Origin of the sequence: Clostridium sp. Marseille-P7770, from assembly GCF_902143525.1 — a bacterium.
Lineage (GTDB): Bacteria > Bacillota > Clostridia > Lachnospirales > Lachnospiraceae > Pilosibacter.
The window spans coordinates 354,524-379,615 of sequence record NZ_CABFVC010000004.1 but is presented as its reverse complement, the minus strand read 5'-3'; the positions used below and the strand labels follow the sequence as shown (position 1 = coordinate 379,615).

Here is a 25,092-nt window from a genome sequence, read left to right as displayed (position 1 = left end):
TAATGTCAGGGTATTGTGAATTCACGGATTCTGCCAGAAAAGAATATGAAAAGCATGCCGGATGTATGGACGGGATCTTTCCGTCCACGATATCCGTCGAAAGTATCCTGGCATGGCGGGATGTCTGCATGGCAGAGTATCAGATTGAAATGGATTACTTCTGCATCCGGATCTATGACCGGATCCGGAAGATAACTTACCACTACATGCCTCTGGGGACATACCGTGAGGAATCGTTCCAGGCTCTTATCGACAGGCTTTACGAAGAAAACAAGACGGACGTACGGAAACTCATATTCATGGATGTCAGAGAGGAAGAACTGCCCTGGTACCGAAAGCTTTCCGGATATCATGTCCGGATCTCAGCGAATGAAGCTTACAGTGATTACATTTACCGGCGGGAAGAACTGGAACAGGCATTTGAAAGACCGGGGGAACGATACAATAAGCGATATTTTATCAGAAATTATCATCCGGTTATCCGGCAGGCGGAGATTTCGGACGGTTTGATATGCCGGGATATCGTAACCCGTGCCTTTTGCGGCTGGCATTCGTGTTTCACCTGTACGAGCGGATGTTTAAAGGATACGATCTCAAAATTTCTTGAGGCATCGGAACCTGAAACCATGCGGGGGATCATCGTGAACTCGGACGGAACGGATATCGGGTATGCGGCCGGGATTATCCAGGGGGATACCTTTGTGTTCCTCTTTAAGAAAAACTGCCGCGGGTACCGCGGACTTGACGAGTATCTGCAGACAGAATTGCTGAAAGAACTTCCGGAACATGTGCGGATCATCAATTACACCGAGGACATGGGGATTGAAGGACTTAGAAACTACAAGAGAAGGCTGGCACCATATGATCTGAAGCCAAGATACCAGGTGACAGTGGAAAGGATGGGATGAATATGAAAAAAAGATGGAAGGTCGGGATCCTGCTTTTCCTGGTTCTGATGGTTACAGTGTGGTGGAACCGAGATCTGCTGGAGATCAACCCGTTTCAGCCGGTGACGGCAGATACCGTATACCGTGTGATCAATGGTGGGGACGATTCGCTCTTTGTGGCGGACCAATCCGGAAAAAGACTGTACCGGGTCAACAAGGACCGTCAGGTCGAGTTTATTCTGGAAGGAACAAGGAGCCAGAATGGCTTTTTTGACGCGAAACAGATGTATGCGGGGACAGATGGCAGCATCTATCTTCTGGATGTGCGGCGCGCCGGAAGCCGGAAAATGGAGCAGGAGAGAATCCTAAAGTATGACCGGAACGGGAAAATGGTCCAGGTCGTAGCAGATATCCAGTATGATGAGGATGAACGTGTATACAAAAACACGATCAACCGGATCGATGAATTAAACGGGGAAATTGTCTGGTTCCAGTTTATCGGAGACGGATTTTCCATCATGAGTGAAAATGGGGAACTGCGCCATTTTCCGTATGAGGAGGCCGAACAGTATCTTGTGGACTTTGCTGTCAATCCGTCAACCGGGTTCTGTGCGTATCTGACGAAACGTGGAGAGATCTACGAGGAACAGGCGGACGGTTCATTCCGGAAAATGTACGCGGCGGATGTGGACACATTTCAGATCCCATGGTATATCGATTACTCGGCAGATGGAAAATTATATTTCGCGGATATTGGCACAAGAGGGATCTATCTTGCAGAAAACGAGACGACAGCCTCTCTCGTGATGAACATGAACGGAAGTGTGGATCCGGAGGAACTGAGTGAGGAAGAACTGAAAGACAGCCCGATCTACTATAATTTTGATATTGAAGACCGGCTGGCAACCACAGACACTTATGGAGTGATCTCTGTAAAATCGGGGGAAGAGGCAGAATATCTGACAGAATTTTCACTCACAAATTCCTTAATGATGCGGTCTGCCGCTGTATGGGCGGGAGCGATACTCTGTGTTCTTGCAGCGGTGGTCCTTCTGTTCTATGGAATCTGTCAGGTTTTCAGGAGCAAAGACCAGTTCGTACATATTGTTGCGGGAATGCTGGCAGGAACGGCAATCCTCACGGCACTGTTCACGATGATCGTCTTAAAGGACTGGACGACTCGTATGACGGAGGAAATTACCGGAAGAACGACCAGCGTTTCAGGTCTTGCGGCCCAGCTGATCCCGGGAGATAAACTTGAAAACATCCATTCGATCCAGGACTATGAAGGCGAGGATTATCAGGCGATCCGGTCGGTTGCCCGGGCAATCTTTGCCTCGGGTGAAATGCAGATCAATGATCTATACTGTGTGATCTACCGGATCCAGGATGGAATGATCACGTCCACCTATTCGATCGAAGATTATGTCGGAGCCATCTATCCGTATGACTGGTCGTTTGAGGGATCAGATGAGCAGCACATTCTGGAGACCCATGAGCAGATGACATACATGGGACTTTCCAGCAGTGAAGGAAGCTTTATCTTTACAAACTCTCCGATCTTAAACTCTGCCGGTGAGGCAGTGGGGATCATGGAGGTCGGAACAGATCTTTATAATTTCCAGCAGGATAACTGGAGAATGGTCCTGGAAATTATGACGAGTGCCGCGGTATTAGCGATCACGATGATCCTTATTGTATCAGAACTTCTGATCTTTGGACGCGGACAGGAAAAGAGAAGAGCGGCTGTTGCTGCAGGCGGAGATAAAACCTGTATTCCGGTCGCAATGCTGAGGATCCAGGTGTTTCTGATCTTCTTCATCACGAACATTCCGAAGGCGTTCCTTCCGATCTATATCATGAAACAGGCGGAGACGGAGTCAGTGTTCGGATTATCCCCGGCAATGCTTGTTTCCATTGCACTGTCCGCAGAGGTATTATTCGGTGCGCTGACCTCCTTCGGCGGTTCCGCCGTCCTCAGAGGTATCGGAAGAAGAAAGACTGCGATTATCGGAAGTATATTATTTGTTGTGGGACTCTGCATGCGTGCAGTAGTTCCGACAATCACTTCCTTTATCATCGGAAACGGCGTGATGGGAGCCGGATGGGGCTTCCTGCTTCTGATCATCCAGGTCATGATCGCGGAGAAAGATCCACAGGAAAAGAGCGAGGGATTTACCGGGTACACGGCGGCTTCCTTAAGTGGTGTAAACTGTGGCGTTGTATTCGGCGCTTTTCTGATCAACTGGATGACCTACCGGTCGGCATTGATGATCGTCGGAGTTCTGAGTTTTCTCTCACTTTTCTTCAGCGTGTTGTATATTTTTGATGGCTGTGAGAGCGTCGGAAATTCCGAAGTCATGGAAAAAGAGACAGCTTCAGAGAAACAGATCCAGGGCAGCATGTCCACGGTAAAGTTCCTCATGTCGCCGCATGTGCTTCTGTATTTCATCGGTATCGTGATCCCGGTGGTTGCAGGCGGATATTTCCTTTCCTATCTGTATCCGCTTCTCGGAGAGGAACTTGGAATGACAGAGACCAATATCGGATATTCTTACCTGATCAACGGTGTCTGCATTATCTGTCTTGGCGGCTTCCTCACAAAGCAGCTGATCCGAAGAATCGGACAGAAAGGATCCCTGGCACTTGCCGCAGTTCTCTATGCCGGTGCATTCCTGCTCTATGCGGTCTGGCCGGGAATTCCGACCTTGATGGTCCTTCTTGTTCTTCTCGGCGCATCGGACAGTTATGGACTTCCGGCCCAGTCCACATATTATACCGATATGAAAGAAGTACAAAACTACGGATACGACAGGGCGATGGGAGTTTACAGCCTGTTTGAAAACATGTCCCAGGTGTTCGGGTCCTTCATCTTTGGCGTGATCTATGTAAACGGAGTAGCGATGGGGCTTACGATCGCCGGAGGTGTGATCCTGGCAGCAGCGGTGATCTTCCTGCTCTTTGGAGAGAAGGTTGGTTCCGGGGAGGTGTCCGGGTCATGATGAAATTTGAGACACTCACCGGTGAGGCACTGATCCGGCTGAAACCATATTTTTCTCTGCGGCCGACAGGCTGCGCGGAATCGCATCTGGCATATCACCTGCTCTGGCGTCCGTACTATGAAACAAAGTATTTTGCAGATGATAAAGGAATCTTATGGCTGCAGAAGATCGATTATGATGCGCTGGCAACCATGGTCCCGGTCTGCAGAATTGAACATATGCGGGAAAATTTTCTGAGACTGCAGGAGCATTTTACGGAGACAGGTGTCAGGATGCATATGTACCTTGTGGATGAGGAAGCGCTGGCGGCGATCGATCCGGATCCGGCTCAGTATGAGGTTGTGGAGGACAGGGACAGCTTTGATTATATTTATTCCGGGGAGGAGATGCGTCTTCTTCCCGGAAGGAAATATTCAAAAATGAAAAACAGGATCTCCAGATTCCAGAGAGACTATGGAGACCGGGCAGAGTTTGTTCTTCTTGGACCGGAAGATGAACCGGAGATTTTACAGTTTCTGGATCGCTGGTCATCGAAAAAGGAAAGTGATGATGCTCTGAACCGGTTGGACAGTGAGGAGACCGGGATACGGGAAGCAATCCGATTCTGCAGGGAAGCGGAGATCACGATTGCCGGTGTGCGTGTGAACGGGATCCTGGAGGCATTTTCCATGGGAACGGAGTGTAAGGAGACCGATATGACGGTGACACATGTGGAAAAGGCAGATACTGAGCTTCGCGGTCTGTACAATTATCTGGAAAAAGAGTTTTTGCTCCATTCATATCCGGAGACAGGACTGGTGAACCGGGAAGATGATATGGGACTGGAAAATCTGAGACGGACGAAAGAGAGTATGCATCCGGTACGGATGGAGAAGAAATATACGATCCTGGAGCGGGAGAGAAATTAAAGATTGTTAAAAAATATACAGACAAATTCAGAAAAAGCATACATATGACACATAAAGCCCTGTATTTAATGGAATTGATTGCATTATATGAAGGAATATGGTAAGCTATGGAGTATGAAATTCCGTACAACCGAATGGATGCTGGAGATAATGCGAAAGCATGATCCGGGGAAATGTACGGACGGTACTTAGGGGGTACCTGCCGGAGTATGAAAAGGTGAGTATATCACATAAAAACTGCCGTCAGCAGAGACGTTCCGGGAGATCAGAGAGATCTCATCCGGGATCGTGTCTGGTGGCGGCAGTTTTTACTTACCGGCGAGTTCTTGTGAAACTTCCCGGCAAATAAAAGGGGCCGAAATCCTGCTCATGTGTGGCAGCAGGATCTTTTTATAATGTGGCCAAGTTCAGCCTTGCGCAGACAAGGTAAAGCTGATAAAATGGAAAAACCGGGGGACTGAAAAATCCCCCTTAAGTGCGTTGCAGAAAGAAACGAATGAAAGAATGGTAACTGCGAAGATATGGAACAGTTACGAACAGCGATAAAAACTTACTGCCGCGGAGAGCGGAGAAAAAAAGGAGATAAAAATGTTAATAATTGCAGGTCTCGGAAACCCGGGAAAGGAATATGAAAATACAAGACACAATGCAGGTTTTATGGTGATGGATGCTCTGGCGGAGAAGATCGGGGCGGACATCTCTGAGAAGAAGCACAAGGCGCTCTGCGGAAAAGGCGTGATCGGCGGGGAGAAAGTGATCCTCATGAAACCGCAGACGTATATGAACTCCAGTGGGGAGAGTATCCGCGCGGCGGCCGATTATTATAAGGTGGATCCGGAAGATATCCTGATCGTGTACGATGATATCAGTCTGGCTCCGGGTCAGTTAAGGATCCGCGCAAAGGGAAGTGCCGGCGGTCACAACGGAATCAAGAGCATCATCGCACATCTCGGAACCCAGGAATTCCCGCGCGTGAAGGTCGGAGTCGGTGAGAAACCGGCGAGAATGGATCTTGCAGATTATGTGCTCGGACACTTCTCAAAGGAAGAGCAGGCGACGATGGATGACGCCGTGAAGGAAGCGGCCGACGCAGTCTGCGAGATCGTGAATGTCGGGATCGCGCAGGCGATGAATGATCATAACCGGAAGAAAGAAGAAAAATAAAAGAAGCATTGGCAAAATTTTGCCGCAGTGTGCGTGCGGAGAATGCCTATGCACACTAACTGGAATAGAATCAGAAATATGATCGGACAGGAAACGAATAAAAACAGGAGGAACCATGGCTGAAGTTTTTGCAAATCCGCTCGCGGAGCTGGCGGAGTATACCGATATGAAACAGGATATGGATAAAGGAAAAGGTCCGATCCAGGTCAGCGGCGTGACGGATTCCCAGAAAGTTCATGTCATGTATGAACTCTCAAAGGACAATCCGTGGCGGCTCGTTGTGACCTATGACGATACCCGTGCGAAGGAGATCTTCGATGATTTCAGCTATTTTGAGCCGAATACCTGGCTGTACCCGGCGAGAGACCTTCTGTTTTACAGCTCTGATATCCACGGAAATCTCCTGACAAGACAGCGGATGCAGGTGTTTAAACACCTTTTGGAGGATGAAGGCGGCGTTGTCGTGACAACCGTGGACGGTCTGATGGATCACCTTCTTCCGCTCTCCATGATCAGGGAGAGTTGTCTGAACATCATGGCGGGACAGACGCTCGATATCGAGGAGATCAAGACACAGCTCACGAACATGGGCTATGAGCGGATGGGACAGGTCGATGGAATGGGACAGTTTTCTGTCCGCGGCGGAATTCTCGATGTCTTTCCGCTCACGGAGGAGGTCCCGGTCCGGATCGAGCTCTGGGGAGATGAGGTGGATTCCATCCGCTCCTTTGATGCCGAGAGCCAGCGGTCGATCCAGCAGATGGACGAGGTCACGATCTATCCGGCAGCAGAACTGATCCTCACGAAGGAACATATCGAGGACGGGATCCTGCGCCTGGAAGCGGAGGGAAAGAAGCAGGAAAAGACCTTCCGCGACCAGAAAAAGCCGGAGGAGGCGACGCGGATCAGGCGGGCTGTCGGGGAGCTTGTGGAATCCTTAAAAGAGGGCTTTGATGTCCAGACGCTGGATGCGTATATCAGGTATTTCTGTAAAGATACGGTTTCATTTCTTGACTATATGAAAGAAGTCGGCGCTAAGGTCACTTTGATGTCTTCTGCGACAGAAACAGGAAAACAGGCGGAAGTGGGAGTTATTGAAACTGAAGCTGAAGAGGCAGGAAAGAAGACAGTAGAATCAGGCGGGAACGTAGATCAGAGTGATACTGGGACAGCTGGGACGAAGACATCAGGAAAGAAAACGGCAAGGGCGGCCGGAAAAACAGCCGAAAAGAAACAGGCATCTGGCCTGGCATTAATTTTAGATGAGCCCCAGCGGATGAAGGAAAAAGCGGAGACCGTCGAGACGGAATTCCGGGAGAGCATGTCCCACCGCCTGGAACAGGGCTATATCCTGCCGGGGCAGGCGGACCTCCTGTTTTCTTCGAAAACGATCCTGGCGGACGCGCACACGCCGCACACGATCTTCATGACCGGACTCGACCAGAGACTCCCCGGCATGACTCCGAAGGCGAAGTACAGCCTGACCGGAAAGAACTTAAATTCCTACCAGAACAGCTTCGAGATCCTGATCAAGGACCTGACGAGATGGAAGAAGGACGGATACCGCGTTGTCCTCCTCTCCGCGTCAAGGACCAGAGCGAGCCGCCTCGCAGGAGATTTAAGGGAGTATGACCTCCGCGCCTTCTGCCCGGAGGATGCGGGGCGCCCGGTGGCACCCGGGGAGATTCTGGTCACCTACGGAAAACTCCATAAGGGGTTTGAGTACCCGCTGATCAAGTTCGTCGTCATCACTGAGGGCGACATGTTCGGCGTGGAAAAGCGGAAGAAAAAGCGAAAAAAATATAATTACGAAGGAAAGAAGATCAGCAGCTTCTCCGAACTCTCTGTCGGCGACTACGTGGTGCATGAGAGTCATGGTCTCGGCATCTATAAGGGAATCGAGAAGATCGAGCGGGACCATGTCATCAAAGACTACATCAAGGTCGAGTACGGGGACGGTGGAAATCTTTATCTCCCGGCAACCCGCCTGGAGGGGATCCAGAAGTATGCGGGCGCGGACGCAAAGGTCCCGAAGTTAAACAAGCTCGGCGGGACCGAGTGGACGAAGACGAAGACGAAGGTCCGCACGGCAGTCCGCGAGATCGCGAAGGAGCTCGTGCAGCTCTATGCGGCGAGACAGGATGCGGAGGGATTCCAGTATGGACCAGATACGGTCTGGCAGAAGGAATTCGAGGAGATGTTCCCGTACGATGAGACGGACGATCAGCTCACTGCCATCGACGATACGAAGCGGGACATGGAGAGCAAGAAGATCATGGACCGCCTGATCTGCGGAGATGTGGGATACGGAAAGACGGAGATCGCACTCCGCGCGGCGTTCAAGGCGGTGCAGGAAGGAAAACAGGTCGTGTACCTGGTCCCGACAACGATCCTGGCGCAGCAGATCTACAATACGTTCGTCCAGAGAATGAAGGATTTCCCGGTCCGCGTGGACATGATGTCGCGGTTCCGGACGCCCGGAGAGATGAAAAAGACGATCGAAGGTCTGAAAAAAGGATATGTGGACATCGTGGTCGGCACGCACCGGGTGCTTTCCAAGGATGTGCAGTTCAAGAGTCTGGGACTTCTGATCGTCGATGAGGAGCAGCGGTTCGGCGTGACACACAAGGAGAAAATCAAGCAGATGAAGCAGAACGTGGATGTTCTGACTCTGACGGCGACGCCGATCCCGAGAACGCTGCACATGAGTCTCATCGGGATCCGCGATATGAGTGTTCTCGAGGAGCCGCCGGTGGACCGTGTGCCGATCCAGACGTACGTCATGGAGTACAACGACGAGATGATCCGCGAGGCGATCCACAGGGAGCTCGGTCGCGGCGGTCAGGTGTACTATGTATACAATCGCGTCAGCAACATCGACGAGGTGGCAAACCATGTGGCGTCGCTTGTTCCGGAGGCAAATGTGGCATTCGCACATGGTCAGATGAATGAGCACCAGCTCGAGAAGATCATGCTGGATTTCATCAACGGTGACATCGATGTGCTCGTCTCCACGACGATCATCGAGACGGGACTCGATATTCCGAATGCGAACACGATGATCATTCAGGATGCGGACCGGCTGGGCCTCTCCCAGCTTTACCAGATCCGCGGTCGGATCGGGCGTTCGAACCGGACATCCTACGCGTTCCTCATGTACAAGCGCGACAAGATGCTGAAGGAGGACGCGGAAAAACGTCTCCAGGCGATCCGCGAGTTCACGGAGCTCGGCTCCGGCATCAAGATCGCGATGCGGGACCTTGAGATCCGCGGTGCGGGAAACATCCTCGGTGCGGAGCAGCACGGACACATGGAGGCGGTCGGATATGACCTTTACTGCAAGATGCTCAATGAGGCAGTCATCGCTCTGAAGGGCGGACAGGAGGAAGAGGAGACGTTTGAGACGGTCGTGGACTGCGATATCGACGCGTTTATTCCGGATGGATATATCAAGAATGAGTATCTGAAACTGGATGTTTATAAGAGAATTTCCGCCATCGAGACGGATGACGAGTACATGGATATGCAGGATGAGCTGATCGACCGGTTCGGCGATATCCCGAAATCCGTGGACAATCTGCTCCGGGTTGCGGAGTTAAAGGCGATGGCGCACCGCGCCTACGTGACCGAGGTGGACATCAACACCCAGGAGATCAGGATCGAGCTCTACCCGAAAGCGAAACTCGATGTCACAAAGATCCCGGCGCTGATCGCAGAGTACAAGACCGCGCTCCGCTTCGCCCAGGGCGGCGAGAAACCGGTCCTGTTCTACCAGGAAAAAGGAAAGAAGAACAAGAACTGCGAGCCGATGATCGAGAAGGCGAAGGAGATTCTTGGGAAGCTTGGGGAGCTGGCAGAGAGCAGAAAATAAAAGCATATGGTAAAAATAGCGCATTAAATATAATGCGCTATTTTTATAGGTAAATGCTCTTCATGTTGCTGGACTGGTTGGTGTATAATATAAATGTAAGTGAACATTATGATAAGTGTTATTGAAAAGAGGTGTTTCTAGAGAAGTAAAAAAGATGCAAAGAATAAACGACAACATATTGACAGCATGGTATGAAGTGGATTCTGGTAGATACATTGACACGAAACATAACATCTGATATATTTTACATTATAAATAATGTTATATTTTGGAGAAGCGACATGAGAAATTTGATTAAAAAAATCAGGTTTTATTTGAACATGAGTCAGACCGAGTTCGCAGAGCATATGAATGTGTCTTTTGCAACCGTGAACCGCTGGGAAAACGGCCGGGCTGTTCCTAATAAACTGGCGCAGATGAGATTGCATGAGCTGTGTAAGGCACGGGCAGTTCCGGTTTATGATATGACGTTGGAGAAAATTGCGGAAGCGGCAAAAAAAATAGAAGCTGTTCACGGAAAGGTGCTGCTTTATCATGGATCGAAATCCGGCATAGAAGGAGTTATTGAGCCGAAGAGCCGGAAACAGTGTGATTTTGGCAGAGGCTTTTATATGGGAACAGATCCAGGTCAGGCGTTGACACTGATTTGTGACTATGAAAAATCAAAATTTTATATCGTTTCTGTCGATGTGAATGAGCTTAAATTGCTGAATGTACCAGCAGATATTGAGTGGGCAATGCTTGTAGCATATAACAGGGGAAGAATGGAGAGCATAAAGGATACTGAATTTTATAACAAGTATCGAAATATGGCAGCCGGAAAAGATCTGCTTATTGGAAGCATTGCAAATGACAGGATGTTTTATGTGATTGATAATTTCTTTATTGGAAATATCACAGATGCAGCATTGGTGCACAGTCTTTCTGCATTGCAATTGGGAAGTCAGTACGTTGCGGTGTCACAAAGAGGATGTGATGCAATCCATATTGAAGCGGAAATAGAGCTTTCCTATTTGGAGAGAGCATTTATTAAGGAGGTTGCAGAGGAAAATCGTGCACGGGGAGTTTCTCTTGCAAACGATATCTGTAAGAATTATCGCCGTGAGGGACTATTTTTTGATGAAATCCTGGATAACGCCAAAGCCGGAGGAAAACAATGAATGAGATAGCTTTAAAACTCTGTGACATACAGGGAAGACTTTTTGAACTGTCAGCTGATCATAATTACAGTAGTATGGAATTTATTAAATTGTTTATGAATTCTGAGACGGCAAAAGCATTGGATTCTGAGTATAATCGTATGCAATGGGCAGGAGAAGAGTATCTTTTAGATGAGGTCATCGGAAATTCCAAGACAGAGAGTTTAGTTGGCGGAGAAGTATATTCAAAAGATGTTCTGTATTGGATCGGTTATATTTACCGTTATTGGCATTATTACAGCGGTGAGGACAGTAGAAAGATATATAAACAAGCGCCGGTCGAAGTTATGAAACGAAATTACATGATGTTTCATACGATGGATCCAGTTCTTGCGATCGAGAATCTGAAGGAAATTTATAATCAGAAAAGATAAAAGAAACACGTACTGGTTTAAGTCGGATAAAATCAACTTTAGACAGGACGTGTTTTATTAGCAAAACTTATTTCTGACACCCCAAAATCTCTTCCGCCCGCTTCACCGATTCTGCCGTCGGTGGATCCACATCTTTCAAGGTATACGGAATGCCGAGTGACTCCCATTTGTAGATCCCGAGTGTGTGGTACGGAAGAACTTCCACTTTTTTCACATTGGACAGTGTGTCCAGAAATGCGCGGATGCCGTAAAGATTCTCATCATCGTCGGTCACGCCGGGGACGAGGACGTGGCGGATCCACATGGGTTTGCCGATCTCGTTTAAGTATCTGGCAAAATCCAGGATATTCTCGTTTGTGTGGCCGGTGAGAGCACGGTGCTTTTCTGGGTAGATATGCTTTAAGTCGAGCATCACGAGATCCGTATGCTCCATGAGTGCGGAAAGCTTTGAAAAAAATGGCTCTGTTCTTGTAAACGGCTGTCCCGCGGTGTCAAGCACCGTGCCGACGCCGTTTTCTTTTGCCAGGCGGAAAAGCTCCGTCATGAAATCCAGCTGCAAGAGCGGTTCACCGCCGCTGACCGTGATGCCGCCCTCTTTGCCCCAGTAGCGCTTGTATCGGAGCGCCTGCTTTAAAAGGACGGACGGGGTGATCTCTTTGTAATTGCAGCCGGAAGAGACGGAGTCAGGGCGGGTTTCTGACGCAGCTGAATTGTTCCCATGGGCAGCTTCTGAGGTCTGCGGACAGGCCGCAGCAGGATTCCCTGCCAGTTTCCATGTATCCGGATTATGACAGTACCGGCACCGCATATGGCAGCCCTGAAGAAAAGTCACAAAGCGGACGCCAGGTCCGTCTACGGAACCAAAACTGTCGATGGAGTGAATGTAGCCTGTTGTTTCCATATAAAAGTTTCCCTTCTCCCGGAATCTGCCGGGGATAAAAATAAAGATAAAATGAGCAGTGCGGTGCAAAAGTGCAAACATTAAAACCCTAATGCCAAGCCAGAAAAAACCTTCATAATTTAGACTCAGCCGGGAACAAACAACATTCCCGGCTGATTTTTAAATGGATAAATTTACATTGCCTCGTGGCAGGTTCTCGCAATGACATCCAGCTGCTGCTCTCTTGTCAGATCAATAAATTTAACAGCATAACCGGAAACGCGGATCGTGAAGTTTGCATACTCCGGTTTCTCCGGATGTTCCATCGCGTCTTTTAACTTATCAAGACCGAAGACATTCACGTTGAGGTGATGAGCGCCCTGGTCAAAATATCCGTCGAGAACATGAACGAGGTTGTTCTTTCTCTCGTCCTCGGAGTGTCCGAGTGCACCAGGAGCGATCGTCTCGGTGTTGGAGATTCCGTCGAGTGCGTACTCATACGGAAGCTTTGCGACAGAGTTTAAGGAAGCGAGGAGTCCGCTCTGCTCTGCACCGTAGGACGGGGTAGCGCCCGGGGCAAACGGAGTGAACGCTGCACGTCCGTCCGGAAGAGCGCCAGTTGCCTTACCGTAAACCACGTTAGAAGTGATCGTAAGGATGGAAGTTGTCGCCTCGGAGTTCCGGTAGGTGTGGTACTTTTTCACTTTCTTTAAGAAAGTCTTTAACAGCCAAACTGCGATATCGTCGGCGCGGTCATCGTCGTTTCCGTAGCGTGGGAAGTCACCCTCTGTGATGAAGCTGGACGCCATGCTGTTCTCGTCGCGGACAACCTTGACTTTTGCGTACTTGATCGCGGAGAGGGAATCCACCACATGGGAGAAACCTGCGATACCGGTCGCGAAGGTGCGGCGCACGTCGGTGTCGATGAGAGCCATCTCGGCTGCCTCGTAGTAATATTTATCGTGCATGTACTGGATCAGGTTCAGGATATTCACATAGATTCCTGCAAGCCAGTCCATCATGAGATCATATTTGTGCATGACCTCGTCGTAGTCGAGATACTCGGAAGTGATCGGTGCATACTCCGGACCAACCTGCATCGGTTTGCTGTCTTTTGTCATGTACTTCTCGTCCTTACCGCCGTTGATCGCGTAGAGCAGGCACTTTGCAAGGTTTGCGCGGGCACCGAAGAACTGCATCTCCTTACCTGTCTGGGTAGCGGATACGCAGCAGCAGATGCTGTAGTCGTCGCCCCATACCGGACGCATCACGTCATCGTTCTCGTACTGGATGGAAGAAGTGTCAACGGAGATCTTCGCTGCGTACTTCTTGAAGTTTTCCGGAAGGCGGGAAGAGTAGAGCACGGTCAGGTTCGGCTCCGGGGACGGTCCCATGTTCTCTAAAGTATGGAGGAAACGGTAGTCGGTCTTTGTGACCATGTGGCGTCCGTCCTGTCCGAGACCTGCAACCTCGAGAGTCGCCCAAACCGGGTCACCGGAGAAGAGCTGGTTGTAGGACGGAATTCTCGCGAACTTCACCATACGGAATTTCATGGTCATATGGTCGATCAGTTCCTGTGCCTGGGACTCAGTGAGAGTTCCCTCTTCCAGATCACGGTTTACATAAATATCAATAAAGGTGGAGATACGTCCAACGCTCATCGCAGCGCCATTCTGGGTCTTGACTGCTGCGAGGTAGCCGAAGTACAGCCACTGGATCGCCTCTTTTGCGTTTGTCGCCGGGCCGGAGATATCGTAGCCGTAGATCTTTGCCATCTCCTTCATGCCCTTTAACGCGCGGATCTGCTCTGCGATCTCTTCTCTCTGGCGGATGATCTCATCGTACATCGCACCGTTTCCGCAGAGATCCAGGTCTTTTTTCTTCTCCTCGATCAGGAAATCGATTCCATAGAGAGCCACACGGCGGTAGTCACCGACAATTCTTCCGCGGCCGTAGGTGTCCGGAAGACCGGTCACGATATGGCAGTGGCGGGCAGCTTTCATCTCTGGAGTGTAGGCATCAAAGACAGCCTGGTTGTGTGTCTTATGGTATTCGGTGAAGATCTTGTGGAACTTCTCGTTTACTTTATATCCGTAAGTCTCAGCGGCTTCCTCCGCCATCTTGATCCCGCCGTAAGGCATGAATGCGCGCTTTAACGGCTTGTCAGTCTGGAGACCGACGATGGTCTCAAGATCCTTTAAGCTCTCATCGATATAGCCCGGGCCGTAGGAAGTCAGGCTGGACACGATCTCAGTCTCACACTCTAAAACGCCGCCTTTTTTGCGCTCCTCTTTCTGGAGTTCCTGAAGACGCCCCCAGAGTTTGTCGGTCGCCTCGGTCGGAGCGGCGAGGAAATCCTCATTTCCGTCATACTGGGTATAGTTATTCTGGATAAATTCGCGGACATTGACCTCATCGGTCCATTTTGCACCCTGGAATCCTCTCCAGGCTTTTTTGAAAACATCAGCGTTTCCGTTTCTGGTATTCTGTTCAGACATGGTGGTTCCTCCTTGTTTCCATTACGATTACATATTGTTAAAAAAGGGATCATTCTGAAATCTTCGGTTGTGAAGAAATGCTTCGCCATTATAACAGATCGTGACAGGAAAAAACAATACTTTAAATGAGAACCATTATCAAAATCTACCATATGGGAAATTTTCTCTTTAGGGAGATCTCAGCTGTTACAGAATCACAGCGCGGCGTGAGAGACGCCAATAGACTGAAAAAGCGTAAAAAAATAACCCACAGTCTGCGCTATGATTGCCCAGACGGTCGGCTTTCTTCGATCATACTTCACGTGGTTCACCACTTATCCGTCAGTCATATGATCGGTATGACATATATATACCAGATGTTGTAGTGTGTGTCAAGTGGAAAAGAATGGTCGGACCAGATATGGGGGAGAGAATGCCGGTCCTTTTTGGCAGATGTCAGCAAAAAAGCGTGAAGAGCGTCGCTCCATACCGGTTGACGGAATCATGCCCGGCGGGGTACAATAACCTTAATATGACTTTGGGGGAAACAGGGGGGAACGAGGATGTTAAAGGTACTGATCGCGGATGATGAGAGCAAGGTCTGCCAGCTGATCGAAAAGCTGGTGGACTGGGATGCTCTTGATATGGAGGTCGGAGCGGTCGCGGAGAACGGGATCGATGCGCTGGAAAAGATAAAGGAAGTTCATCCGGATATCGTGATCACGGACATCCGGATGCCGGGATATGATGGGCTGGACCTGATCCGGCTCGGAAAAGAGGAAGCTCCGAATGCGGAGTTTGTGATCATCAGCGGCTACCGCCATTTTGAGTATGCGCAGATGGCGATCCGGTACGGGGTGAATGCGTATCTCTTAAAGCCGATAAAAAAGGACGAGCTGACGGAGACATTAAAGCGCCTCAGCACCCGTTTCCGGGCGCAGACGGAACAGCTGAGCCAGGAGGAGAAGACCAGACTGGCGATCAGAAGCGATGAGAAGAACCTGAGACAGGCCTTTTTACAGGATCTTGTGGGGAGAAGAAATAAGGAGACCCTGTCGCAGCCGCTTTTGGAGATCAACCGGGAATTTCACTATCGTTTTGAGCCGGGGGAATTCTGCATCGCCATCTTAAAACTGGATGGGCGTGTCTGCGACGAGGAGCAGAATGTCCAGTTTATGGCAGAGAAAGTCCAGTCTGCGGCGGAAAGATTTTTAAAAGACTATGTCATGGAGACAGAAAATACGGAGCTCAACGGATTCCATTTCTTTCTGCTGAACTATGACGCAGAGGACCGGATGCAGATCCGGAGACAGATGAAAGCCCTGCTCTCGGAGATCCGGGTCCAGGGGGACATTTTAAAGAACCTGTCGGTGACGCTGGCGCTCGGCGAGGGCGTGGGAAGTCTCCCGGAGATCGGCAGTTCCTTAAAAAATGCCAGACTCCTCATCGAGGAGCGGCTGCTCGCAGGAACGGGAAAGCTGATGGAAGGAAAGATCGAAAGCGGGGAGTCCTTCGCGGACAGTGAGATCTTCGCAAAGTTTAATGACCGGATCGCACATACGCTGGAGAGTCTGGATTCCTTTGCAGTGCGGGAAGAACTGATCTATCTGAAGACGAAAATGCTGGCGGAGAAGGAGATCAGCGGTCATGAGATCCTTCAGATGACGAAGGAGATCTGCAACCAGTACCTGTTTTTTATGAAAAAGTACCGCCTTCCGGTGGAAGAGAACTTTATGGAGAACTTCAGCGTCAGTGCCGACAACTGTGCAGATGCGGCGGAGCTTTTCGATTATCTGACGAGACGGATCACGACTTCCTACGAGAAGGCAGCAAGGTTAAAGCGGCAGGATGAAAACCGCCCGATCCGCGTGGTGAAAAAGTATGTGGAAGAGCATTTTGGAGAGCCGCTGACCCTGGAAGAACTCAGTCAGGTTGTGGATCTCTCCCCGACGTACCTCAGCACGATCTTTAAAAAGGATACGGGGATGACGTTTCTAGAATACCTCTCGAAGGTCCGCATGGACATGGCAAAAAAGCTCTTAAAGGAGACAAATGACACGGTGGCTGATATCTGCGGGAAGGTCGGCTACAGTGATGTGCGGTATTTCACGAAGACCTTTACAAAATATGCGGGCTTAAAGCCCAAGGAATACAGAAAGCTGTACTCATGATGGAGAAGAAACATACCGATGAGAAAAATTACCTGTCCGTCCGTATCAAATGGTGCGCACTTCTCGCAGCCGGGCTGATCGGGGCATTCCTAGTGAGAATGTGGGTGGTGTGCATCCGGGAAATGCAGTCCCTGATGATCCCGGCTGTATTTACGGCACTTTCCGCTGCTCTGGCGGTGATCGTTTACCGGACGGTGCTGATCCCATACCGGGAGACTCGGAAGATCTATGAGCAGTTTGTCATGGGCTATGTCATGGAGGACCTTTTTAAGGTCCGCTATCCGTTTTCAACGGAGAGTGAGCAGGCAGTCCTGCGCCTGAACGAGATCATCGACCGGAACAACCTGATCGCGATCTCGAAGAAACAGGCGGAGTATCTGGCGCTTCAGAACCAGATCAATCCCCATTTCCTCTACAACACGCTGGAGGGGATCCGGAGTGAGGCGCTGATCGCGGGGCTGGACAGTATCGCGGAGATGACGGAGGCGCTGGCGACCTTCTTCCGCTACACGATCTCAAACCTGGAAAATCTCGTGACGCTGGAGGACGAACTTGCCAATATCGAGAATTATTACTATATTCAACAGTTCCGATTCGGTTCTAAACTGGACCTGAAGATCCAGTATGACCGGGATCCGGACGACGATTTCACGGAGATGGATTTTCTGCAGTGCAAACTTCCGAAGCTGACACTGCAGCCGATCGTGGAAAATTCCATCTACCACGGGATCGAGCGAAAGATCGGAAAAGGTCATCTTGTGATCCGGATCAGTGCGAGTGAGGAACGGCTCTACATCAGGATTTCCGATGATGGGCGCGGAATGACGGACGAAAAACTGAAGGAACTGAATGAAAAACTGCGCCGTCTTGATGTGGAGACAGATGTCCCGGAAAAAGAGGAGGAGAAGAAGCCGGCCCGCGGCGGGATCGCGGTGGTGAACGTGAACAGGCGGATCAAGCTCCTCTTCGGCGAGGAGTACGGAATCCATGTCTACAGCAAAGAGGGGATCGGAACTGATGTCATAGTGGAGCTTCCGCTGGTGCGCGACGAGGATCGTCAGGGAGGATGGCGATGAGAAAAGAACTTCTTCGGATATCGCATGTCGATCTTGAACGGGACGGAGAGCTGCTCCTGGATGATCTGGAATTCCAGATGTTTGCCGGGGAGATCGTTGGCCTGGTGGCGCGGAACCGGAAAGGCCAGAAAGAGATGGTGGATCTGATCTGCCGGAACGATCCGATCAGCCTGGGATCCGTGTGGTATGACGGAAACGTTGTAAATAGCTACGCCTACAGCAGCGGGGCGTCCAATAAGGTGGCGCTCATCGAACAGAAGAGCCATCTCGTGCAGGGCTTAAGCGTTGTGGACAACCTTTTTATCCTGCGGGAAGGTTTCCGGAAATATTTTATCAATGAGCAGGTGATCTTCAGCCAGGCGGTCCGCTTTTTTGAGGAAAAAGGGCTGAAAGTGGACCTGGAAAAGAGAGTGGAGAACCTGACAGAGCTTGAGAGATGCTTTGTGGAGCTCGGAAAGGCGCTGCTTTCGGGCTGTCATCTCATTATCGTGGACAACCCGGCGAACTATCTGAGCCAGTATGAGCTCTTCGAGTTCCAGCAGATGTTAAAAAAGATCCGGAAAGAGGGGATCTCCGTGCTCTATGTGGGAAACCACCACCAGGAGCTCTTTAAGATCGCGGACCGGACCGCACTTTTTTCGGACGGTCACATCTACAAGGTCTTTGAGCGGGATGAGATGACGGACGAAAAGATGGCACCGTACATCTCAGAATGGAAGATCATGTCCACGGAAAATGATCAGGATGCCGAGGATGACGGGATCCTGCACTTTCACACCGTGGGAGTCGGAAATTTAAATGGTCTTCGCTTCATCCTGCACCGCGGTGAGTGTATGACGATCCTCGACAAGGAAAATAAGATCGCAGGGGACATGATGGATCTGATGACCGGAAAAAAGCGGTGTAGATCAGGATGGATCACGGTGGACCATGTGACCTACACACAGAAAAAAGCGGCGGATTATCTCGATGAGGGGATCGCCGTGATCCCGGCGGACGGGGTGAACCGGCTGCTGTTTCTGGATGAGAGCTACATGGAGAACCTGACATTTCTCCTGGACCGGAAACTCAGAAAAAGCCTGATCCCGCGGAAAATCTACAGGAGTATCCATTCAGAATATCTGCCGCTCGTGGGACCGGTGATCGATGCGCCCTGTGTGCGCGACATTCCGCAGGAAGACCAGTTTGCCCTGCTCTATCATAAGATGAATCTTCTGCGCCCACGGATCATGGTCTGCATCCAGCCGCTCGCAAAGGGCGACATGTTCTGCCGGATGAGGATCTTAAATGTGCTGCGCCAGATCCAGAAACAGGGGACGGCGATACTCATGATCACCGCGAGTATCTCCGATACGCTTGATATCTCGGACCGCCTGCTCGTCGTGGAGCAGGGGAAGGTGGCGGCAGTATATGAGAAGAGTGAGTTTAAGAGAATTGTGAGGTAGGATTGGAGCTGCCCCGTCCTGTTGTATACATCAAAATATTGTCCCCCATAACCGTAGGATTGTCCTCTGTTATGGGGGACATTTTTCATGTAAAATGGAACTAATAGGGGAGGTCTATATGAACGAGTACATAGGAATCGATATCGGCGGGACGAAAACAGCCATCGTTCGTGGAGACGAGAACGGAACGATCCTTGAAAAGAAGCGATTCGCGACGACAACGAAGGAAGAAACTCTGGAAATGATCTTTCAGAGCGTTGCGGATCTGAAAACAGATCAGACGAAAGCAATCGGCGTCAGCTGCGGCGGGCCGTTAAACAGCAGGACGGGCATGATCCTGGGACCTCCGAATCTTCCGGGATGGGACGAAGTTCCGATCACGGATATGCTGACGGAGCGGTTCGGACTTCCGGCATATTTAAGAAATGATGCGGATGCCTGTGCCGTGGCGGAATGGCAGTTCGGAGCCGGAAAAGGCGCGGAGAACATGATCTTTCTTACCTTCGGGACCGGGATCGGCGCGGGGCTGATCTTAAACGGAAAGCTTTACGAAGGAACATGCGGGATGGCCGGGGAGATCGGTCATGTACGGCTTTTTGAGGATGGACACGTTGGCTACGGAAAGTCCGGCTCGTACGAAGGATATGTGAGCGGCGGCGGGATCGCCCAGTACGGAAAAGGAACCGCGGCGGAGCTGGGAAAACGGGCGGAAGAAGGAGATCCGGAGACGTTGCAGATCTGGGCACAGACAGGAGAACATCTTGGAAGCATGCTGGCGATCCTGATCGACCTTTTAAATCCGGAGGTGATCGTCATCGGAAGTATTTTCGTCCGGGCGGAGAAGTATCTGAGAGCTTCCATGGAAGAAAAGATCCGGAAAGAGGCACTGAAATCTGGCGCAGAGATCTGCCGGATCGTTCCGGCGGGACTCGGGGAATCGATCGGAGATATCGCGGCACTCTGTGTTGCCATGCATCAGTAAAAAGATGTGCAGGACACATTTTCGCACACATAAAAAATGAACCGGGAGACCGGATCAAAATAGAACTGGAAAGCGGGGGAGAAGATGGGCGAAGTAATTGTTTCAATGAAAGACATCGTCAAGACATTTCCGGGCGTCAAAGCCCTGGATCATGTAAATTTCGAACTCCGGTCGGGAGAGGTCATGGCGCTTCTCGGGGAGAACGGAGCAGGAAAATCTACACTGATGAAGATCTTAAGCGGTGTTTATACAAAAGACAGCGGAACGATGACCATATTCGGAACGGAATATGACAATCTGACACCGAAGCAGGCACAGGCCGTCGGCGTTGCGATCATCCACCAGGAGTTAAACATGTGCCGCCACTTATCGGTTGCGGAAAACATGTTCCTCGGAAGAGAGAAGGTCAACGGGATCGTCTTAAATGACCGGGAGATGGAGGCAGAGGCGGCAAAGATCCTCGGCGATCTGAAGATCGACATCGACCCGAGACAGACCGTCGGCGATCTTCCGGTATCCAAACAGCAGATGGTCGAGATCGCGAAGGCACTTTCGATCCACGCGAAGATCCTGATCATGGATGAGCCGACTTCTTCCCTGACAGCGAAAGAGATCGAGGAGCTCTTCCGGATCATCCGCCAGTTAAAGGCAGACGGTTGCGGAATCGTCTATATTTCCCACCGTCTGGAGGAGCTGAAGGCCATCGTGGACCGGGTGACGATCATGCGTGACGGTCAGTATATCACAGACGGAAATTTCGCGGATATGACGATGGATCAGATCATCGCGAATATGGTCGGCCGTGAGATCAAGGAACAGTTCCCGAGAGTCTCCTGCCCGAAAGGAAAGAAGATCTTCGAGGTGAAAAACTTAAATGCCGGACATCTCGTCCGAGACATCAATTTCTCCCTCTATGAGGGCGAGATCGTCGGATTCGCGGGACTGATGGGAGCGGGACGTACCGAGACAACGAGAGCGATCTTCGGAGTTGACCCGAAGACCAGCGGGGAGATCTGGCTGGACGGAAAAGAAGTGAAAATCACCTGTCCGATGGACGCGATCAAAGCCGGGATCGTACTGGCGCCGGAGGACCGGAAAAAAGACGGTCTCTGCACGAAACTCAGCATCCGTCATAACCTGGCACTCCCGAACCTGGACCTCATCTGCAGCAAGCTCGGCGTGATCAGCAGTAAAAAGGAGGACGACCTCTGCGAGAAGGCGGTGAAGGACCTCCTGATCAAGACCCCGACGGTGGAGGTCAACGCGGGCAATCTTTCCGGAGGAAACCAGCAGAAGGTGGTTGTTGGAAAGTGGCTGGCGAGAAATTCCAGAGTCGTGATCTTCGATGAGCCGACACGAGGCATCGATGTAGGCGCGAAGGTTGAGATCTACAACCTGATGAACCAGTTAAAGAAACAGGGCATTGCCGTTATGTTCGTCTCCTCAGAGATGCCGGAAGTCCTGGGGATCGCGGACCGCGTCATCGTCATGTGCGACGGAAAGATCACCGGCGAAGTCATGGCGAAGGAGACAAGCCAGAATGAGGTTCTGAAGTTCGCTACCGAATTTGAGAAGAAACAACAGGTTAGCTGAGGGAGGACAGGGGAATGAATGAAAAGAAGCACAGTACAGTAAAGCGGATCCTGGGGACACGCGGAATGGGCGCGGTCATCACGGCATTCGCGGGACTGATCATCATCTATGTAGCATTCGGTCTCATCGACCGTAAAGTATTTGCCGGACAGAACGTCATGAACCTTCTGCGTTCCATGTCAAAGTACCTTCTGATCGGCGTCGGACAGAGCTATCTTCTGATCACCGGAAATATTGATCTCTCGATCGGTTCCATGGTCGGAATGAGCGCCATGATCTCGGCAACCCTGATGGCGATGGGCGTCAATCCGTTCGTTGCGATGGCGGTTGCGATGGCGTGCTGCCTGGTTACCGGAGTGATCAACGGAATGTTAGTCGGAAAGTTCAAGCTTCCGCCGTTCATCGCGACACTCGGAACCATGTTTGTGACACGAGGCGTTGCCTACATGGTCAACAACAACCGAAACACGGACGCGATCGCGACCGGTATCGGAAAAGAGGCTGGCGATAAGTTCCAGAACTTCTTCTACTATGGAAAGACACTCGGTGTTTACAACACCTTCTGGATCGCGCTTGTGATCTTTCTGATCTTCTTCTTCCTGCTTTCCAAGACCCGCACAGGAAGACATATCTACGCGATCGGTTCCAACGTGGACGCTGCGAAATTATCCGGTGTCAATGTTGTAAATACAACAATTAAAGCGTACCTGGTCAGCGCTGTCTGCGCATGTGTCGTTGGTTACATCCTCTGTGCACAGGCCGGTATGGGCAACATGGAAGCAGGAAACATGTACGAGATGTACGGCGTTGCAGCCGGCGTTATCGGCGGTATCTCCCCGCTCGGCGGAACAGGACTTCTGCTCGGAACCTTTGCCGGTGCGGCTGTATGGCAGACACTGGAGAATGGTCTGAACATGATCGGTGCACAGGTCGGCATCCAGAGACTTGTCATCGGTATCATCGTTGTATTCTCTGTACTTCTTGATGTTGTCGTTCGTTCCGGAAACTTCGGAAAGAAAGCATCCAAATAAGACAGAAAAAAAACTGTTTTGTGTCTGCGGCATTTTGCAGCAACAGTCGGTCCGCGGTCCTGCATGAGAATAAGCAGGATGCTGGTCCGGAAGTATCGTTACATGGATATCTAACTCCCATGGTATACGGGAGTTACATATAAGAAATCTTAAGGAGGATTTTTATGAAAAAGAGATTGTTCGCACTGTTAAGCTGTGCAGCCCTTGCGGCAGCCAGCATCACCGGCTGTTCCAGCCAGAAACCGGCAGAATCCGCAGCAGCCAGCGCGGAAGCCACAGAGACTACAGGAGCTCCGTCCAAGGAAGTCGGCGACTGGAAGATCGCGCTGATCACGATGGACTCCATCGACCAGCACTGGGTAACCTTAAATGAGGGCGCTCAGGAAGCTGCAAAGGAACTTGGAGTAACCGTAAGTTTCATGTCCCCGAACACAAAGGACGATGCACAGCAGATCGAGTGCGTGAACAACGCAGTTGCAGGCGGTTACCAGGCGATCATCGTAGCGGCAAACGGTCCGGATGCGATCTCTTCCGCCCTGAAGGAAGCGAAGGACGCAGGTGTTAAGATCGTTTATGTTGACTCTCCGGCAAACGTGGAGGCAGAGGCAACCTTCTCTACCGATAACGAGGCAGCTGGTGAGACAGCCGGTAAAGAGATGCTCAAAGCTCTTGAAGAGTCCGGCATCACATCCGGTAAGATCGGTATCGTAAATGTAAACGCAGCAACAGACTCCACAGTCAAGAGAGAAGCCGGATTCCGTAAGGCATTCGAAGGAAAAGGCTTTGAGCTCATGGAGACCCAGTACGGCGAAGGCGATGCAGCGAAGTCCCAGACGATCGCTGAGAACTACATCACACAGGGCGTTGTCGGCATCTTCGGCTGTAACGAAGGTTCCACGACCGGTACCGGTAATGCGATCAAAGCATCCGGCAAGACTGATATCATCGGAGTCGGTTTCGATAAATCCGATGCGATCATGAACCTCATCAACGATGGATATCTCCTCTGCACAATGGCTCAGAACCCGGATCTCATGGGTAAAGACGGTGTTGATGCAGCAGTCAGAGCTCTTCAGGGTGAGACACTCGGCGGCTTAACAACAGACACAGGCGTTTCTGTCATCAAAGCAGACAATGCGGAAGATGCAGCAGGCACAACAGACGTGACAGCAACAAAGGACTGGAAGATCGCGCTGATCACCATGGACTCCATCGACCAGCACTGGGTAACCTTAAATGAGGGTGCTCAGGCAGAGGCAAAGGCACTTGGTGTAACCGTAAGCTTCATGTCCCCGAACACAAAGGACGATGCGCAGCAGATCGAGTGTGTGAACAACGCAGTCGCAGGCGGCTATGAGGCGATCATCGTAGCAGCAAACGGCCCGGATGCGATCTCTTCCGCATTAAAGGAAGCAGCTTCCACAGGCGTGAAGATCGTGTATGTTGACTCTCCGGCAAACGTAGAGGCAGAGGCAACCTTCTCCACAGACAACGAGGCAGCCGGTAAGACAGCAGGCGATGAGATGATCAAGGCTCTCGAGGCAGCAGGCATCACATCCGGTAAGATCGGTATCGTAAACGTAAACGCAGCAACAGATTCCACAGTTAAGAGAGAAGCCGGCTTCCGTTCCGCATTTGAAGGAAAGGGCTATGAGCTTATGGAAACTCAGTACGGCGAAGGTGATGCAGCGAAGTCCCAGACGATCGCTGAGAACTACATCACACAGGGCGTTGTCGGCATCTTCGGCTGCAACGAAGGTTCCACGACTGGTACTGGTAATGCGATCAAGGCATCCGGAAAGACAGATATCGTAGGCGTTGGCTTCGATAAATCCGATGCGATCATGAACCTCATCAATGACGGATATCTCCTCTGCACGATGGCTCAGAACCCGGATATTATGGGGAAAGAGGGCGTAAAGGCAGCTGTCAGAGCGTTAGAGGGCGAAGAACTCGGCGGCGCTGTCAGCGATACAGGCGTATCTGTTCTGAAGAAGAATTAAGATCAGTGGTAACTGTGAAGGTACTGAAC

General features: G+C 50.8%; 16 protein-coding genes and 1 riboswitch. Of the genes, 14 read left to right on the top strand and 2 right to left on the bottom strand.

What is annotated here, in order from left to right; all coding sequences use genetic code 11:
- Positions 1 to 2: 2 nt before the first annotated feature.
- The 7 genes from FN001_RS11815 (at position 3) to FN001_RS11780 (ending at position 11,405) form a co-directional block, all read left to right on the top strand.
- On the top strand, positions 3 to 908 hold the full coding sequence (locus tag FN001_RS11815) for a phosphatidylglycerol lysyltransferase domain-containing protein (RefSeq protein ID WP_142411946.1): 906 nt from the start codon (positions 3 to 5) through the stop codon (positions 906 to 908).
- A 2-nt stretch (positions 909 to 910) separates the two neighbouring features.
- Positions 911 to 3,889, top strand: a complete 2,979-nt coding sequence (locus tag FN001_RS11810; RefSeq protein ID WP_185911912.1) for an MFS transporter — start codon at positions 911 to 913, stop codon at positions 3,887 to 3,889.
- Positions 3,886 to 4,797 (top strand): DUF2156 domain-containing protein, encoded by a 912-nt coding sequence (locus FN001_RS11805; protein WP_142411944.1) that lies wholly within the window; start codon positions 3,886 to 3,888, stop codon positions 4,795 to 4,797. Before FN001_RS11810 ends, FN001_RS11805 begins: the two co-directional genes overlap by 4 nt.
- Before the next feature lie 588 nt (positions 4,798 to 5,385).
- Positions 5,386 to 5,961, top strand: a complete 576-nt coding sequence (gene pth / locus FN001_RS11800) for an aminoacyl-tRNA hydrolase (protein ID WP_117470477.1) — start codon at positions 5,386 to 5,388, stop codon at positions 5,959 to 5,961.
- Between the two features lie 115 nt (positions 5,962 to 6,076).
- Positions 6,077 to 9,832 carry a transcription-repair coupling factor gene (mfd, locus tag FN001_RS11790; RefSeq protein WP_243122004.1) on the top strand — a complete coding sequence of 1,252 codons (3,756 nt, stop codon included), beginning with the start codon at positions 6,077 to 6,079 and terminating at the stop codon, positions 9,830 to 9,832.
- Between the two features lie 281 nt (positions 9,833 to 10,113).
- The gene (locus FN001_RS11785; protein WP_142411943.1) at positions 10,114 to 10,992 is read left to right on the top strand and encodes a DUF3990 domain-containing protein; all 879 of its coding nucleotides are present in this window, start codon (positions 10,114 to 10,116) and stop codon (positions 10,990 to 10,992) included.
- Entirely contained in the window at positions 10,989 to 11,405 is a 417-nt protein-coding gene (locus tag FN001_RS11780) for a hypothetical protein (protein WP_118530214.1), read from the top strand. Before FN001_RS11785 ends, FN001_RS11780 begins: the two co-directional genes overlap by 4 nt.
- 67 nt (positions 11,406 to 11,472) lie before the next feature.
- Here the strand turns inward: FN001_RS11780 and FN001_RS11775 are convergent, their stop codons facing one another.
- Both FN001_RS11775 and pflB read right to left on the bottom strand, forming a co-directional pair.
- On the bottom strand, positions 11,473 to 12,306 hold the full coding sequence (locus FN001_RS11775; protein WP_142411942.1) for a radical SAM protein: 834 nt from the start codon (positions 12,304 to 12,306) through the stop codon (positions 11,473 to 11,475).
- Positions 12,307 to 12,479: 173 nt separating this feature from the next.
- A complete protein-coding gene (gene pflB, locus FN001_RS11770; RefSeq protein WP_142411941.1) occupies positions 12,480 to 14,783 on the bottom strand; it encodes a formate C-acetyltransferase in 2,304 nt (767 codons plus the stop codon).
- Between the two features lie 260 nt (positions 14,784 to 15,043).
- Positions 15,044 to 15,122, bottom strand: a riboswitch (ZMP/ZTP riboswitch).
- A gap of 203 nt (positions 15,123 to 15,325) precedes the next feature.
- Here pflB and FN001_RS11765 point away from each other — a divergent pair.
- From FN001_RS11765 to FN001_RS18765, 7 genes are all read left to right on the top strand, one after another.
- The gene (locus FN001_RS11765) at positions 15,326 to 16,933 is read left to right on the top strand and encodes a response regulator (RefSeq protein WP_142411940.1); all 1,608 of its coding nucleotides are present in this window, start codon (positions 15,326 to 15,328) and stop codon (positions 16,931 to 16,933) included.
- Positions 16,930 to 18,009, top strand: a complete 1,080-nt coding sequence (locus FN001_RS11760) for a sensor histidine kinase (protein ID WP_486463514.1) — start codon at positions 16,930 to 16,932, stop codon at positions 18,007 to 18,009. Before FN001_RS11765 ends, FN001_RS11760 begins: the two co-directional genes overlap by 4 nt.
- Complete coding sequence (locus FN001_RS11755; RefSeq protein ID WP_243122003.1) at positions 18,006 to 19,454, top strand: ATP-binding cassette domain-containing protein; 1,449 nt, start codon at positions 18,006 to 18,008, stop codon at positions 19,452 to 19,454. The genes FN001_RS11760 and FN001_RS11755 overlap by 4 nt, the downstream gene beginning before the upstream one ends.
- A 118-nt stretch (positions 19,455 to 19,572) precedes the next feature.
- A complete protein-coding gene (locus tag FN001_RS11750; RefSeq protein ID WP_142411938.1) occupies positions 19,573 to 20,436 on the top strand; it encodes an ROK family protein in 864 nt (287 codons plus the stop codon).
- Between the two features lie 84 nt (positions 20,437 to 20,520).
- On the top strand, positions 20,521 to 22,029 hold the full coding sequence (locus FN001_RS11745) for a sugar ABC transporter ATP-binding protein (protein ID WP_142411937.1): 1,509 nt from the start codon (positions 20,521 to 20,523) through the stop codon (positions 22,027 to 22,029).
- A gap of 14 nt (positions 22,030 to 22,043) precedes the next feature.
- Positions 22,044 to 23,060: an ABC transporter permease gene (locus tag FN001_RS11740; RefSeq protein WP_142411936.1), complete on the top strand. Its 1,017-nt coding sequence runs from the start codon at positions 22,044 to 22,046 to the stop codon at positions 23,058 to 23,060.
- Positions 23,061 to 23,224: 164 nt separating this feature from the next.
- Positions 23,225 to 25,063: a substrate-binding domain-containing protein gene (locus FN001_RS18765; protein WP_142411935.1), complete on the top strand. Its 1,839-nt coding sequence runs from the start codon at positions 23,225 to 23,227 to the stop codon at positions 25,061 to 25,063.
- The last annotated feature ends 29 nt before the right edge of the window (positions 25,064 to 25,092 follow it).